General features: G+C 39.7%; 15 protein-coding genes. 8 read left to right on the top strand and 7 right to left on the bottom strand.

Going from position 1 to position 16,209, the window contains the following annotated elements:
• Positions 1-76: 76 nt before the first annotated feature.
• The 6 genes from DO88_RS14935 to DO88_RS14955 form a co-directional block, all read right to left on the bottom strand.
• On the bottom strand, positions 77-3,196 hold the full coding sequence (locus DO88_RS14935) for an efflux RND transporter permease subunit (RefSeq protein ID WP_033038201.1): 3,120 nt from the start codon (positions 3,194-3,196) through the stop codon (positions 77-79).
• An 8-nt stretch (positions 3,197-3,204) separates the two neighbouring features.
• Positions 3,205-4,767 (bottom strand): efflux RND transporter periplasmic adaptor subunit, encoded by a 1,563-nt coding sequence (locus tag DO88_RS14940; RefSeq protein ID WP_033038199.1) that lies wholly within the window; start codon positions 4,765-4,767, stop codon positions 3,205-3,207.
• Positions 4,757-6,133, bottom strand: coding sequence for a TolC family protein (locus DO88_RS14945; RefSeq protein WP_033038197.1), 1,377 nt, complete (start codon positions 6,131-6,133; stop codon positions 4,757-4,759). The genes DO88_RS14940 and DO88_RS14945 overlap by 11 nt, the downstream gene beginning before the upstream one ends.
• A gap of 258 nt (positions 6,134-6,391) precedes the next feature.
• Positions 6,392-6,754: a hypothetical protein gene (locus DO88_RS0118185; RefSeq protein ID WP_232224781.1), complete on the bottom strand. Its 363-nt coding sequence runs from the start codon at positions 6,752-6,754 to the stop codon at positions 6,392-6,394.
• 94 nt (positions 6,755-6,848) lie between these two features.
• On the bottom strand, positions 6,849-7,463 hold the full coding sequence (locus DO88_RS14950; protein ID WP_033030450.1) for a paraquat-inducible protein A: 615 nt from the start codon (positions 7,461-7,463) through the stop codon (positions 6,849-6,851).
• Positions 7,464-7,465: 2 nt separating this feature from the next.
• Positions 7,466-8,731 carry an EAL and HDOD domain-containing protein gene (locus DO88_RS14955; RefSeq protein ID WP_033038196.1) on the bottom strand — a complete coding sequence of 422 codons (1,266 nt, stop codon included), beginning with the start codon at positions 8,729-8,731 and terminating at the stop codon, positions 7,466-7,468.
• 505 nt (positions 8,732-9,236) lie between these two features.
• Between DO88_RS14955 and DO88_RS14960 the strand changes: the two genes are divergently transcribed.
• Positions 9,237-9,803, top strand: a complete 567-nt coding sequence (locus tag DO88_RS14960) for a PhnA domain-containing protein (protein WP_007375970.1) — start codon at positions 9,237-9,239, stop codon at positions 9,801-9,803.
• Positions 9,804-9,854: 51 nt separating this feature from the next.
• On the opposite strand, the gene DO88_RS14965 is transcribed toward DO88_RS14960, so the two are convergent.
• Complete coding sequence (locus DO88_RS14965) at positions 9,855-10,694, bottom strand: 23S rRNA (adenine(2030)-N(6))-methyltransferase RlmJ (RefSeq protein WP_007375969.1); 840 nt, start codon at positions 10,692-10,694, stop codon at positions 9,855-9,857.
• A 218-nt stretch (positions 10,695-10,912) separates the two neighbouring features.
• On the opposite strand from DO88_RS14965, the gene zapB reads away from it, so the two are divergent.
• The 7 genes from zapB to DO88_RS15000 all read left to right on the top strand — a co-directional run bounded on the left by zapB (position 10,913) and on the right by DO88_RS15000 (position 16,208).
• Positions 10,913-11,143 (top strand): cell division protein ZapB, encoded by a 231-nt coding sequence (gene zapB, locus DO88_RS14970; protein WP_007375968.1) that lies wholly within the window; start codon positions 10,913-10,915, stop codon positions 11,141-11,143.
• Positions 11,143-11,448: a cell division protein ZapA gene (locus DO88_RS14975; RefSeq protein ID WP_033038195.1), complete on the top strand. Its 306-nt coding sequence runs from the start codon at positions 11,143-11,145 to the stop codon at positions 11,446-11,448. Before zapB ends, DO88_RS14975 begins: the two co-directional genes overlap by 1 nt.
• 63 nt (positions 11,449-11,511) lie before the next feature.
• Complete coding sequence (locus tag DO88_RS14980; protein ID WP_033038193.1) at positions 11,512-12,534, top strand: MBL fold metallo-hydrolase; 1,023 nt, start codon at positions 11,512-11,514, stop codon at positions 12,532-12,534.
• Between the two features lie 55 nt (positions 12,535-12,589).
• Positions 12,590-14,065, top strand: coding sequence for a LysM peptidoglycan-binding domain-containing protein (locus tag DO88_RS14985; RefSeq protein ID WP_033023267.1), 1,476 nt, complete (start codon positions 12,590-12,592; stop codon positions 14,063-14,065).
• A 64-nt stretch (positions 14,066-14,129) separates the two neighbouring features.
• On the top strand, positions 14,130-14,618 hold the full coding sequence (locus DO88_RS14990) for an FKBP-type peptidyl-prolyl cis-trans isomerase (RefSeq protein WP_007375964.1): 489 nt from the start codon (positions 14,130-14,132) through the stop codon (positions 14,616-14,618).
• Between the two features lie 25 nt (positions 14,619-14,643).
• Entirely contained in the window at positions 14,644-15,372 is a 729-nt protein-coding gene (locus DO88_RS14995; protein WP_007375963.1) for an SDR family NAD(P)-dependent oxidoreductase, read from the top strand.
• On the top strand, positions 15,369-16,208 hold the full coding sequence (locus DO88_RS15000) for an amidohydrolase family protein (RefSeq protein ID WP_007375962.1): 840 nt from the start codon (positions 15,369-15,371) through the stop codon (positions 16,206-16,208). The genes DO88_RS14995 and DO88_RS15000 overlap by 4 nt, the downstream gene beginning before the upstream one ends.
• Position 16,209 lies beyond the last annotated feature (1 nt).

The raw sequence follows: 16,209 nt of genomic DNA, 5'->3' as shown, positions 1-16,209 counted from the left end.
TTACAAATTATAGGTAATTTTTATAGAGCAATGCGTGGGAAGTAACCGCACTGCTCTATCGTCTTGTTGCTTTATATTATTTAAGTCCTTGTTTGCGCCACAGTAGGTAAACCGCAGGAATAACAAGTAAAGTAAGTACAATTGCACTTCCCATACCGCCAACCATAGGCGCTGCTATTCGGCTCATTACTTCGCTTCCAGTACCGGTGCCATACAGCACAGGTAGCAAGCCAATAATAATGGTCGCGACAGTCATCATAACCGGGCGTACTCGAAGCCCTGCACCTTCAATAATAGCTTGCTGTAATTGCACTAAACTAAGTGGCTTACCAGTCTGCTCTGCTTCGATGCATTTTTCTTGATAGGCCTGGTTTAAATACACCAACATAATGACCCCAATTTCTACCGCTACCCCAGCTAAGGCAATAAAGCCCACACCTACTGCAACTGAAAAGTTAAAGCCCTCTAAATACATTAGCCATACGCCACCAATCATTGCCAGTGGCAACGTAGCCATAATAATTGTGACCTCAGCAAAGCTTCTAAAATTAAGGTAAAGCAATACAATAATAATCGCTAATGTAAGTGGTAATACATAAGTCAGTTTGTCTTTAGCGCGCTGCATGTATTCATACTGCCCAGCCCACGTAATTGAGTAGCCAGCAGGTAGTATTAGGTCTTTATCGAGCACTTGCTGAGCGTGCTCAACGTAAGTACCAATATCAACGCCATCTATATCAATAAAACTCCAACCGTTTAAACGTGCATTTTCGCTTTTTATACCAGGCGGTCCATCTTCAATAAATACATCAGCTACATCACCAAGTGCTATACGCTGCCCTGTAGGCGTTACAATAGGTAACAACATTAGCTCTTCTGGCGAGTCTCTGTATGCTTGCGGGTAACGCAAATTAACTGGGTAGCGCTCTTGCCCTTCTACCGTTTGTGTTACGTTTGTGCCACCTATTGCAGTAGATACAACTTGCTGTACGTCGCTAATGTTTAAGCTATAACGCGCGGCTTTTTCACGATTTATATCTACTTTTATATAACGTCCACCGGCTACTCGCTCTGAGTAAACCGATGCGGTGCCTTGAACATCTTTTAAAAGCACTTCTATTTGTTGACCAATTTTTTGAATTTCACTCAACTTTGGTCCCGCAACTTTAATGCCCACGGGAGTTTTAATACCGGTTGCGAGCATATCAATACGTGTTTTAATTGGCATTACCCACGCGTTCGTCAACCCCGGAAACTTAACCAAACCGTCGAGTTCTTTTTTTAGTTTTTCAAGAGTCATCCCCTCGCGCCATTCGTTTTTTGGTTTTAACTGAATAAACGTCTCTATCATTGTAAGCGGCGCAGGATCTGTTGCTGTTTCTGCTCGCCCAACTTTACCAAATACGGTTTTAACCTCGGGTACTGTGGCAATTAGCTTGTCGGTTTGCTGTAGTATTTCGCGCGCTTTACCTACCGATAAACCAGGATACGTTGTGGGCATATACATTAAGTCGCCCTCATCAAGTGGCGGAATAAATTCACTGCCAATTTTGTTTACCGGATAAAAGCCAATAACAGAAACAACCACCGCGAGTACCAATGTCATTTTTGGAAATTTAAGCACCCAGTTAAGTAGTGGGCGATACGCTGCGACGAGTAATCGGTTAACTGGATTTTTTTGCTCCGAAATAACTTTACCTCTAATAAAGTAACCCATTAATACCGGCACTAAGGTAATCGCAAGCCCAGCAGACGCTGCCATAGCATAGGTTTTAGTGTAAGCCAGTGGCGCAAACATACGTCCTTCTTGCGCTTCTAAAATAAATACCGGCATAAAGCTGACGGTAATAATTAATAAACTAAAAAATAATGCAGGACCCACTTCACTCGCCGATTTAGCCACAACTTCCCAGCGATTTTCGTTGGTAAGGGGCGTTTTTTCCATATGTTTGTGCATATTTTCAATCATAACGATAGCGCCGTCGGTCATTGCGCCTATCGCTATTGCAATTCCCCCTAAAGACATAATATTGGCGTTAATCCCCTGCCAATACATAATTATAAATGCCGTTAAAATGCCAAGCGGTAACGTAATAATTGCCACCAATGATGAGCGCACATGAAACAAAAACACCACACACACCAAAGCAACTACAATCAGCTCTTCAATTAGCTTACTCGTTAGATTATCTACCGCGTTATTTATTAAGTTGGAGCGATCGTACACAGGGACTATTTCAACGCCCTCTGGTAATCCCTTTTTAAGCGATTCTAATTTTTCTTTTACCAGCTCAATAGTTTTTTGTGCATTTTCGCCATAGCGCATAATAACGATGCCGCCAGTTACTTCGCCTTCGCCATTTAGCTCTGCAATACCACGGCGCATTTGCGGCCCGACTCTAATATCAGCTACATCACGCAATTGCAGCGCAGTACCGTTGGCGTTTACGCCAAGCGGAATAGCTTCTAGGTCGGCAACACTCTTAATGTAGCCGGTGCTTGTTACCATGTATTCAGCTTCAGCCATTTCAACTACTGAGGCGCCCATCTCTTGGTTGCCTTGCTGGATAGCGGTTTGAATAAGGCTAAGCGGGATACCATATGCACGTAATTTATCGGGCTCTACATTGACTTGGTATTGCTTAACCATGCCACCAACAGCAGCCACTTCAGAGACTCCTGGTACGGTTTGTAGCTCAAACTTTAAAAACCAATCTTGTAAGCTTCGTAGCTGACTAATATCGTGTTTATTTGTTTTATCAATTAGTGCGTATAAGTAAATCCAACCTACGCCTGTTGCATCAGGACCAAGCTCTGGCGTAGCGCTATCGGGCAATCGGTTTGCTACTTGGCTTAGGTATTCTTGTACTCGGCTACGCGCCCAATACAAATCGGTTTTTTCGTCAAAAATAACGTAAACGTACGAGTCACCAAAAAATGAAAAACCTCTTACGGTTTGCGCACCCGGCACAGAAAGCATTGCTGTAGTGAGAGGAAATGTAACTTGGTCTTGCACTACTTGCGGCGCTTGCCCCGGATAAGTAGTTTTTATAATGACCTGAACATCAGATAAGTCAGGCAAGGCATCCACGGGCGTATTTTTTATCGCAAACAACCCTCCACCTAGTAAAATTAATGTAAGCAACAACACAAAAAAGCGATTGCTAACAGACCAGCGAATAATGGCAGTTATCATAATGACTCCTAGTGAGAACTGTGTTGCATAGGTTGCATAGTAGAATGATCAATCAGCTCTGCGTTTTGCGCTTTAGTGATTACAAATTCATCATTAATAATGCTAAAAGTAAAATTAATATACTGGGCATTTTCAAACTGACTAATATCAATATCTGGCGCTAATACAAAGTCCATTGTGGCGGGTTCTCGATTCCATTTTTCAATGGCTTCTCGACTAATATTTATAATGCGATTTTGTATATCTATGGCATTAATAGTGCCGTTAACCGTGGCGCTTTGTGGCTGCATATCCATGTTCATATTAGAGCCTGAACCAGAATCCGACCCCATACCTGAGCTAATACCAGAACTAGGTATTTCCATTCGTTTAAAGTCGGAGCTTTTACTCGACTCAGAATCTATTAAAAATTGCGCTGAGGTCACTACCGTGTCACCTGTCATTACACCTGACAAAATGACCGCTTCATTACTATTAATTTGCCCAACTTCGACTTCTACCGATTTAAAACGCCCCTCACCTAATGCAATAACCACACGGTTTTGATGCTGCGTGCGAATTACCGCTTCTATAGGGACTGTAAATTGCGCTTTACTCGCTTTAGCGTGAATGCTCACTTGTGCAAACATATTTGGTTTTAACCGATGATCTGCATTTTCAAACCTGAGCCTTACACGCAGAGTCCGGTTTTTAGCATCAAGCGCGGGGTAAATGTAATCAACCTTACCTTCCCACTTTTGACCTTTTAAATAATCAAGCGTCATTGTAACGGGCAAGCCCACGCTAACTTGTTCTGATTGGCGCTCAAACACTTCTGCCTCTACCCAGATTTCATCAAGCTGGGCAATACTCATCATTGATGTGCCTGGTTTAACGTAAAAGCCCTCTCGTACTGTTAGCTCATCTACCACACCACTTTGCTTTGCGTAAAAAGTAATATTTTGCATTATCTTTTTATTTTTTTGTAAGCGCTCGATAAATCCATCAGATACATTTAACGACTCTAAACGCGCCTTTGCAGCGCGAATTAACACGGTATTATTACGATTCACCGCCAGTAAAAACTCTTCCTGTGCATTCACCAATTGTGGTGAATACAAAGTATATAAAGGCTCACCGGCTTTAACTTGTGCACCTTGCGCTTTAACGTACAAGCTTTCAATCCAGCCCTCTACACGCGGATGAATGTGAATAAGTTGGTCTTGGTTATATTGCACATATCCTACAGTATTTATATCGCTGTGAAGTGTTTTAAGCTCTACTTTGGCAGTTCTTACCCCCAAGTTATTAACTACTGCAGGCGAAATAGTTACTGCACCTGGTCCATCCTGAGCATTGCTATCGTTTTCATATACAGGGACTAAATCCATTCCCATTGGCGACAGCCCTGGCGCGTCACGCCTGTAATTACTATCCATAGGGGCTACCCAATATAAGGGCTGTTTTTCAGCACTTTGCTGTTCATGCATTGCCGAGTTACTAGGTAAAAACTGCATTACTAAGGCGCCAATTAACGCAAATGCGCCCGCACCAACTAAGGCAGCAACAAGTAACTTTAAATTAGTATTCATTGTGTAATTCTCCAGTTTGCTCGCTCATTACTTGGGGGTCTAAGCTACTTGCATAATAATTAAGGCGAGCGGTAATAATATGCTGATCTACTTGAATATTAAGCGCGTCTATTTTGGCGTTAAGCTCACTAATACGCGCGCGCATCACGTCAGAAAAATCCCCATCGTCGCGCGTATAAGCATTAAGTGTTGCTTGAGATTGCTCTGACATTTGCGGTAATAACGTACTTTGATAAAGCGCATCGCGTTTTTGCAAACGAGCGAGTTGGCTAAACTCCTTAAAGTACATGCCTTTGAGTTTTTGAAGCGCCACCAGCTTTTGTGTTTTAGTAGCTTCTGCACTAGCAATAGCCGATTTAACCTGTTGATCTTGTCTGTTATCAGTAAACAATGGCAAATCAATACTAAACCCTACAGAGAGTAAATCAGCTCGCGACTCCCCCATCGGCGTATCATCTCGGTAACCATAACCCACATTAACGCCCATTTGAGGTTTGTAACTTTGCTTGGCGAGTGCAACTTCGGTTTGCTTTGCGGTGACGGTTTTGTCTATCGCAATAATTGCAGGATGCGCCATAAGCAACTGTATTAATTTATCAAATTCAAGGTTTGCAAAATCAACCAGCCCTGTGGTTTTAGTAAATTCGGCATTTAAAGGCTGCATAAGCATATTCATAGGTAACCACTGTGCTAAACGGTTTTTAGCACTTTCAAATTGCTGCTCAAGCATAACCAGCTTATCTTCAAGGCGAGTGAGTTCTAATTGCGCACGAATAATATCTTGCTGGCGTGTTTTACCTAAGGTACTTGCGTAGCTTGCTTCGGTAATTTCAATAAGCTGAGTAAATAATCCTTTATCTTGCTCAATTAAAGCAATACTTCGCTGAGCACGATACGCGTTTAACCACGACTCAATCACAATTGCTTTTACTTGTGCTAGGCGATCGGCGCGCTGCCAAGGATATTGTTGAGCAGACTGAGCTAATGCCTTTTGTTTAAGTGCTAAACTATTCCCTCGGCTAAACTTTTGGCTCAAATCGACTTTAAGCTGCGTCATCCCTTCTTGATCAAATGCATAACCGTTAGTAGGCAAGTTAAGTAAGCCAACCGTTAAAACAGGATCGGGTAAGGTGCCTGCGGCAATACTTTGCGCTATTGAGGCATCTTCTTGGTAGCCACTCGCTTTTAGCCATGGCTCATGCGTTAGTGCATAATTAAGCGCTTGCGTTAAGCTAAGCGTTTGCTCATTGCGGGCTTGCTTTAGCGTATCGATATTTAGGTTATTTGAATTTTTTTGCGCATTAACAGCTGTGCTAAATAACACAACACTACATAATACGGCTTTAATACTTACAGCGTGGTTCATCACCTGCTCCATCTAAAAATAAAAGAAATTCTTAAATTAGGAAGCAAAAAAGGTGTTTAGGAGTTTTACAAAAACCTTTTATATCAATTGCATTGAATTAATAATCTATTATTGCGGTAGGAAAATAGCTCTATAACAAGGAAAAAATTACGCAGTATAGTTACTTTATATAAGTAATTTTTAACGCAGTTAGAGAGGTATTTAACTCGCGAGAATGAGCATGTTTTCAATAAAATTGATATTACACCTATCCTGCTATTAAGCAGACATAGGAGGGCGGTAGAGTGAACGAGGTATATTAATTTGTGTAGTAAATACACTTATATTTACTTTTTCAGATTCAAGTAAAATAACGCGAAATAAAGTATCAACATTAACCATTGAATTAGCAGCGCAGCCACTAATAGGGCATTTGCAATCATTTTGTGGCGTACTTTCGTCGTCGCAACAATCCATCTGCATCATATTTTCAGACATGCTAGCGACAGCTGTTGTATCACTACTTTGTGTCATTGGCATTTGGGCATGCATTGCTGTTTTCGTTGGCATATATGGCATTTCGCATACCATAGCTACAGACGCAACTGCCTGACCCACAAAAATGAGCAGTAAAGTTATCATGAGTAAACTAGAGTAAAAACGTTGCAACATTATGCCTTTTAATAAATTTTAAAATGATTGTAAGATAACCTAACGGCAACCACAAATACTTTAATTATGTAAACTGCGGTTTATCAGGTGTTTTAATTAAGTTACTCGCTATAATTGCAAATATACAATATGCGCTAAAATACCAAAAGCCCTCACCAAATTGTGCATTCATAACAAGTAGCTCACCACTTTTACCATGAGCGTTACCTGCTAGATAAGTCACTATTAATGCAATAACAAATACATCAACCATGCTCCACTTACTTAATGCACAAATAACCAGACCGAGCTTTTGCTTAAACCCATTCAAAGGTAGGCAACAATAAAGCAATTGTAATAGCAGCTTCAAGCTTGGAATAACAATAGAAAACAACCCCACTAAAGCAGCTACAAGTAAATTGTTATTATTAGCAAGTTCTTTAACTGTACCTAAAATACTTTGTGTTTTGTTATAGGCGCTAATCTCGCCCTCTAACTTATCAAGCCCTAGCATATTTGAGAACATCATTAGCATGCTGCGAGTCCGGCCATCGCCCTCTTCAGCCAGCATTTCAATACCCGCTTGCGCTAACTTTGATTTATCTATGTTGCCCTCTATTGTTAATACTGGTTTTGTAATACCAGGAAACAATAAACAAAGAGCAACCACTACACTTATAACCGACAACCAATTACGCATATTTAATCAACCACAACCTCTATTACATCATCACTATAAAGCATCGACTCTAAAACAAAGTTATAAAGTTTCTCAATTGGGAGCTGTGGATTGATTTCTTTTAAGGTTGTATCAACTAATGACCAGTTTTTATTTTCAATAGCTTTGGCAAGGATTAAGCAATCGCCTAGCACCCCAGAGCCATATAATAAGGCATCAGTGATATCTTTGTTTAGTGTAAATTCTTTAACAATACTATTTAATTCAATATCCAAAATGGCATCAAGCATTGAGAACAACCCAACTAAATAGCCTTGCTGAGCCAAATCACGACTTTCTTCAGTTAAAATTAACTCTATTAACCTTGCTCGCACAAGTGCAAATTTAGTGAGCTCCGTCGGTTTATCTATACCTAAGTCACTGAGAGCTAGTACGCGGACAAACTGGCGAATAACGTCTTCGCCTAGATACACTACAGCTTGCGAAATAGACGTAATTACTAAATTACTATTTCCTGAGCGTGCATTAGCTAATTTCAAAATACGCGTGGTAATACCAACATCTCTCGCTACACGCTGATGTATCTCCTCAAAACATAAAGACTCTTTTGACGTTGATTTAAGTAAATCAAACACAGTAACTTTTGAAGGATCGATACCACTGTAAGTTAGCATTTCTGGACGAGCAAAAAAGAATCCCTGAAATAAGTCACATCCAGCAGTTTTTAGTACTTTAAACTGCTCGTGTGTCTCTATACGCTCAACAATAATTTTACAGTGAGGGTATTTACGCTTAAGCTTTTTTACGTGCATATTAGTTTTTATTATGGGCTCATCGGCCTCTATTTTTATATAACTAACAAGTGCTAATAATGGCTCCCACTTTGCATCGCCATCATAATCATCAAGTGCAAAAGTGTATCCCTCTTTTTTTAATGACGTAACACGTTTAGCTACTTCATCTATATTCACTGTGCGTTCTACAATTTCAATAACCGTCATTTCAGGATTTAATAATTTAGGGAAGTCATCGAGTAATGCATCCGTTGATAAATTAATAAATGCCAGTTGATGCGCAGTAAGCTTTTCAGCACCTACCAACATAAGCGTATTAAAAAATAAACGGCTCGTTGCATGTTCATCACTTGTACCTACTGGAAAGGCGTTATTTGATGAATTCCTATACAGCAACTCATACGCAAAAACCTCTTTTTCAGCATTAAATATGGGTTGTCTTGCTACATACTGCGTAAGAGTAGGAGTTAAAGTTGGTGTATTAGACACTTTCAATAGGTTTAGCCTGTAAGTTCATGTGTGCAATTAGCACTTATATAGTTACTTTAATACATGTGACAAATTAAAAGTATAGTAAAAATATCTTAATCATTGCAAACAACTAAAAGTAAATCATATAAAAGGATGCTCAACTAAATATAAAATAGCGATCTATTGCCATCGTTTTTATTATCAAACCTCCCGCAGACACATTACACATATTGCATAAACGCCTTACAAAAAGAATAAACAACTGGGCTTGTTGACCTTTGTGGATTGAAATTTGTTCAATCGTGGGGCTATTTATGAGAATAACCACACACCATAGGCTCTGCCTCGCCTAAATACCAAACTGACTGCTGTAAATTTAACCTCGAAAGATAAGCAGACCTAGGGTTCAGAAATTAAAAACCCCCGCATGAATAATATACCCTTACAAAACCAAGGGGCTTATAGCGTTCAGCAGCCCTGCTAGGGTATAATAACGCCAAATGTAAACTTCACTTAAATAAGAACCTTCATGAGTATTGAAAAAGCCTTAATTGAACGCAGTAGTAATCAATGTGAATTATGTGCAGCAACCGAAAACCTTTCTGTATACGAAGTACCTCCTGTGACAGAAACTCATTCAGATAAATGTATTTACACATGTCAAACCTGTAAAGATCAAATCGAAAACAGTAGCGAATTAACACCAACACATTGGCACTGTTTAAATGACAGCATGTGGAGCCAAACACCCGCAGTACAAGTTGTAGCTTACAGAATGCTTTCGCGCTTAGCGCCTGATAATGGCTGGGCACAAGACGCACTCGACATGATTTACCTTGAAGAAGATACACTTGCTTGGGCTAAAAAAGCACTTGCGGAAGATGACGATGTTAAACATGTTGATAGCAACGGTGTGGTACTTCAAGCTGGCGATACCGTTACACTTATTAAAGATTTAGACGTTAAAGGCAGTAGCCTTACCGCTAAACGCGGTACCGCAGTACGCAATATTGGCTTAACGAGTAATCCTGAACATATTGAAGGGCGAGTTGATGGTCAACGTATTGTTATTTTAACTAAATACGTTAAAAAATAAGGCATAAAAATAAGCGCTGTATTGCACAGCGCTTTTTATTTAACATTTCAGCTATTCATTTACTAATTGTTCACTACGATAAAAGCCACTCGGCTTGCTTAATAAAGTCATGAGCTCTGGTAGCACTGCATCCATAGTTTGCTTTAGTTTCCATGGCGGATTAATGACTATCATGCCAGATGCGGTCATGCCGTGTACATCGGTGTCATCTTCAGTGCCCAATTCAAATAATTGAATATTACGCATACCTGAATCTATTAAACCTTGCTCCATATTATCAATACGTTCCCTATCCACTACAGGATACCAAATCATATAAGTACCTGTCGAAAAACGCTGGTACGCTTTGATTAAAGTAGTAACAACCGTTTCATAATCATCCTTAATTTCATATGGTGGGTCGATCAATACACATGCTCTGCGTGAAGCAGGTGGCAAAAGGCCTACCAATCCAGTAAATCCATTCTCACCACGTACACGAATAGATCGTTTACCTTGCATATTCTCTTCAAGTAATAACAAATCGCGCGGATGCAGCTCAAAAAACCATCCTTTATCGTGACGACGTAAAAAGTGCTCAGCAATCTTTGGTGAGCCCGGATAAAATGCAAGTTCATCTGTTTCATTAAACGATTTAATTAACGCTATATATTCATTAAGCGCAGCGTGTTCACTTTTATGCTGCCACAACTTTTCTATACCATCTTGATATTCTTGTGTTTTTTGCGAATCAGCTGCGGCTAATTCAAAAAAACCTGCGCCTGAGTGTGTGTCTATGTAATCAAGTGGTTTATCTTTAATTGTTTGATAACCTAGTACTTGCGCTAACACTAAATGTTTGAGTACATCGGCAGGGTTACCAGCATGAAATGAGTGTCTATAACTAAGCATTATTTATTTTCGCCATACGCTATTTAATAAAAAACAGTGAACCATAAGCACTATACTTTGGCAACTGAGAGTGAACCATTTATGAATGAAAAAGCCTTCACGCTGAATTATCCCTTAACGCAGAAGAAAAATCAGCTAAAACCACCGTAAATGCTGGCAAATCAATACACTTTGCTTTACATTTGCATGACATTAATTACAGTTATATGAGCGCCTTTATGAATAACAATACTCTTCAACAACTCGAACAACTGATCGATTCACTAATTGATCGTAATAATCAATTGCTAACTGATGTTTCAAACTTAAAAGAACAAAATAGCAAACTAGCAGATGAAAACGAACTATTACAGCTAGAAGCTATTGAAAACGAAGAAAAACAAAAAGATGCCAGCACAACTTTATCTGGTCTTCTTGATAAATTACAAAGTGCACAACAGGCTAGCTAATGTCTGAGCTGCAAAACCAGCGGGTCACTGTTGAGTTGCTAGGTCAAGAGCAGCAATTTGCTTGTCCTGAAGGACAAGAAGAGGCACTAATAGCAGCAGCTAAAAACCTTAATGATTTGGTGGAGCAAATGAAACAACGCTCTTCAGTTCGAAATGATCAAAAAGCCTTACTTATGGCAGCGTTAAACTTAAGCCACGAATTGCTAGAAGCAAAAACACAGGCTACAGTTGAGCAGCTGCAACAAGACCAACTCGTTGACAAACTAAGTCAGCATTTGGCAAGTGACCCCACACATCAAAAATAAAAAGCGCAAACTGCGCTTTTTGTTTATTATTAGCATAATTAAATAATAGCGTAGAGACACAGGATGAAGTTAAACCTATCTTATATAATCGCTTCATGTAAATACTTACTACTAGCATGTTCTTTATTTCTCGTAGCGCCAACAACTTATGGCGCAGTCAATTGGGTAACTATTAATGCTAATATCCAATTTTTAGAACAAGAAAAAAAGCTGCGTTTTTACGACTCTAACCAAGTACTTATCGAAGGTGACAAGTGTGCACTACTTGTTGATGCAAGTGGTAATTTTGCTGCTGTGGAACAGCTAGCTAATGACCTAAAAAAACACCTAAAAACACCATTATGCTACTTACTTGCTTCGCATTACCACGATGATCATTTACTCGGTATGGCGGTTATGCAACACTTCTACCCTGATGCAAAACTAATTGTGCATCAGCAAGTAAATAGCGATTTTAATCGCTACCAAAAAGCATTTAATGACCAACTCGATAGTTACGAAAAAAGTATAGAGCTGAGTTACCAACGCTTAGCCGGTATTTCAAAAGCAGAACAAGCACAATGGCGTGAAAAGTTGGAGCTTGCAAAAAAACGCCTTTTTCGCTGGCAAGAATATCAACTAAAGTCGCCAGAAATTATTATTGATGAAAATAAAACACTTGATTTAGGGGGTTTTAAAGTAACCTTAAACGCCCATAAAGCCCACACAAGTGGTGACTTAACACTCACAACTAATAGCGGTCGTGTTTTAATTGGTGGCGACATTGTTGACTGGCTCCCTTATCCTGGGCACGGCGAATTTAAAAGCTGGCAAACGCTGCTTAAACAATACATTGACGATGAAAATCTTGCGCTGATTATACCAGGGCATGGTGGTATACTTGATAGAGCTCAGCTCAAACAGCCGTTAGCATTTCTAACCGCTATTACTGAGCATGTGAACAAAAACAACGATCAAACGATAGAACAACTTGTGTTATCGTTTCCTGAAAAAGTAATGAAACCTTACACAGAAGAATCTTTAAATGCAAAATCGAGCAATTTGTTTTTGCAATCAGGATTAGCTCGCGCGAAAAACGCAAAATAACCCAACACAATGGACTGTGTTAAAATAGTAAAAGGAATTTACAAAAGTGAATATTATGCGCAGCTTGTCTCTCTGTTTTTTAGTTTTATTTCTATTCGGTTGTGAAACAACTGAATCAGAAATTCAAGAAACACCAAAAATATTTACTCACTTTGAGCCAAAACACACTTTTTTAGACAAATCGGATCAACGCATAATTGAAGATGCTCAAGTAAAGCCTCAGAACACAGTATTACTACATAAAAAAGTAAACATTAAAAAACCATCTCCCAAAGCAACTGACTTATGGGTTCACATTGCCGAGAACCTGCATTTTAAAATTGATCAAAACCGAGCTTTAAAGCAACGTATAAATTGGTATTTAAAGCAACCCAATTACTTACGTGCTGTAAACAAACGTGCAGCGCCGTACCTGTATCACATCGTAAAAAAAATTGAGCAAAAGCAATTACCTATGGAGCTCGCATTACTACCATTTGTAGAAAGCGATTTTAGACCAACGATAGCCTCATCACAGCAAGCTGTTGGTGTTTGGCAGTTGGTTGGCGCAACGGCGCATCACTTTGGTGTTAAGTCAGACCAATGGTATGACGGGCGCCAAGACGTACTTGCTTCAACCGATGCTGCACTTGATTACTTAAGTTACTTACATAAACGCTTTGATGGTAATTGGCTACATGCTTTGGCCGCTTATAATAGTGGTGAAGGCCGTGTTAAACGCGCAATCGAAAAAAACAAAAAGCGCGGTAAAAGCACCGATTACTGGTCGCTAAGCCTACCAAAAGAAACCGCTGACTACGTCCCCAAGTTACTCGCTTTAAGCTATTTAGTTAAACACCCACAAAAAGGCATTAAGCGCCCAAAGCTTGCATATAAGCCATTTACAACACAGATGAATATAGGCCAGCAGTTTGACTTTTCAGTTATTGCTAAGCTCTCTGGTATAGGCTCCAAGCAGTTACATGCAATCAATCAGGGGTACTTAAAAAATCAAAGCTCACCTAACGGGCCGCACACTTTACTGCTTCCTATAGGGCAAGAGGCATTATTAAAAAGTCAGTTTTTTAAATCAAACTTTGCTGGAGAGTACATCGTTAAACAAAACGACACGCTTTATGGTATCGCTAAGCGTTTTAGTATGTCGGTAAAAGCTCTAAAACAACTTAATAATAAAAATAATAATTTAATCGGCGTTGGAGAAAAGTTATTAGTTGGACAACCTAAAACTCTGCCAAGCACATTAACTGTTGATTACAAAATTAGCCCTTATTTAGAGCACCAAGAAATTGCGATTCCCACCATTGAAATAGATTACGAAGTTAAGTCAGGCGATAGCCTTTGGAGTATAAGTCAGCTTTATGATGTCCCTCATAGCGACTTGGCAAAATGGAATAAGCTCTCTGCATCAAGCATTTTAAAGCCAGGCACTCAATTAGTGCTGTTTATACCTCAGGCTGAAAAGCAAAAAGCAGCACCAATAAAAAAAGATTTACTGCTAGATTTACAAAAAACACTAAATCAGCCACGTTAAGTTTATAAACAAGTATATTTCGCGTAAAATCAGCCTCAACATAGTCAAATTTAAAGAGATAAGCATGCAAATCAGTAAAAATTCAGCTGTTGAATTTCACTACACACTCAGTGAAGGCACTGAACAAGTAGAAAGCAGCACAAACGAAGCACCACTCACTTACATTCATGGTAGCGAAGGCATGCTTCCTGGTTTAGAAAAAGCACTTGAAGGCAAACAAGCTGGTGAGAAGTTTAGTGTAACGCTAGAGCCAAGTGAATCGTACGGCGAGCGTGTTGATGACTTAATTCAACGCATCCCGCTTAAGCACTTACAAGGCGACGTTAAAGTATGGAAACCAGGTATGACAGCAATGGTAAGTTCTAACCAAGGTCGTCATCAAGTGACTATTGTTAAAGTAGGTCGCTTTAACGCAGATTGTGATTTAAACCACCCATTTGCGGGTAAAACGCTAACATTTGATGTGGAAATCATCTCTGTACGTGAAGCAACAAGTGAAGAAGTTTCTCACGGACATGTGCACGCTGAAGGCGGCTGTGGCCACTCTCACTAATCACCTTTACTAATTAGGATCAAATATGGCTAAAGTTGCTATTGTTACTGGCGGAACAAAAGGCATTGGTTTAGCAGTAATTAAACGCTTGCTAAACAGTGGTTACCAAGTTCATAACCTCGATATAGAGCCTAGTGAATACGGTATATTCCATCAGTGCGATGTCAGTGATGTAACAGCCGTACGTAGCTGTATTAATATTATATACGAGCAATCGCAACGAATAGACGTACTTGTTTCTAATGCAGGAAAGCATTTAAGCGCAAATATACAAAGCACCGACGAGCAAACTCTCGATGCACTGTTTGCGCTTAATGTTAAAGGCGCTTATGCGGCAGTACAAAGTGTATTGCCTAGCATGAAAGCGCAAAATAACGGCGTTATTATATTAGTCGCTTCCGATCAGGCGCTTATAGGTAAGCAAAACTCTTTTGCGTATAACCTGACCAAACACGCCCTTGCCTCTATGGCAAAAACAACAGCGCTTGATTACGCGAGTTTCAATATTAGAGCAAATGCCGTATGCCCTGGCACGATAGAGACCCCGCTATTTCATAACGCAATAGATGCGTACTGTAAAAAAAGTGGTGCAAACAAGGCCGAGATAGTTGCCGAAGAAGCAAGCCTTCAACCGCTTAACCGATTGGGGCAAGCCGACGAAGTTGCCGCTCTTGTGAGCTTTTTAGCAAGCGACGATGCCAGCTTTATTACTGGCAGCCTACAAAGTATTGACGGTGGCTATACTGCCCAATGAGTAAAAAAATAATTGACCCGCATGTCCATTTCTTTAATTTAATTGAGGGTCAGTATTTATGGTTGCAGGGCGCCAATCCGCCAACATGGACAAATTTAGATAAAATAAAACAGCAAATTAGCGCAGAACAACTTATTGAAAGCACTGATTTCGAACTTTCTGGCTTAGTGCATATAGAAGCTGGATTTGATAACAGCGCACCTATTAATGAGTTAAAATGGCTTGATAAACACTTAAGTAATATTGCCTATAAAGCGATTAGCTTTATACAAATTGATCAAGACAGTGAGTCATTTGAACGTACGCTAAAAAACCTTATACACCCAACGTTAGCCGGGATCCGAGATATTACCGAAGGCAATGATGCAGCACGCTTATTAAACAGTTTTTGCTTAGATAATCTTAAAATATTAAGCCACTTGAATCTGCATTTTGAAGCGCAGCTTGAGCTTGAAAATATACCAATAGTAAAAAAATTAGCGTATTACGCGAAGCAACTCCCACATCTACAGATTGTAATTAATCATGCTGGATTACCAAGCAATATAATACTTTGGCAACAAGGTATTGAACTATTAGCCAAAAATTGTAACGTTGCAATTAAGTTTTCAGGGTTTGAGCTTCTGTCGCTAAATAACCAACAGCAAATTACGTGTTTTGATATTATTTTTCAGCATTTTGGTGAGCAACGGATTATGTTTGCCAGTAATTTCCCCGTTTGCCAAATTAACTCCAGCTATAACAATTTATGGCATGCTCATTTGGGGTTGTGTAACAGCGATCACATCTGGCACCATTTAAGCTACAAAAATGCCAAACATCTCTATCTAGTATAAA

Source organism: Pseudoalteromonas sp. S3431, from assembly GCF_000690035.1.
GTDB lineage: Bacteria > Pseudomonadota > Gammaproteobacteria > Enterobacterales > Alteromonadaceae > Pseudoalteromonas > Pseudoalteromonas fuliginea.
This window is presented reverse-complemented; position numbering and strand designations above follow the sequence as displayed.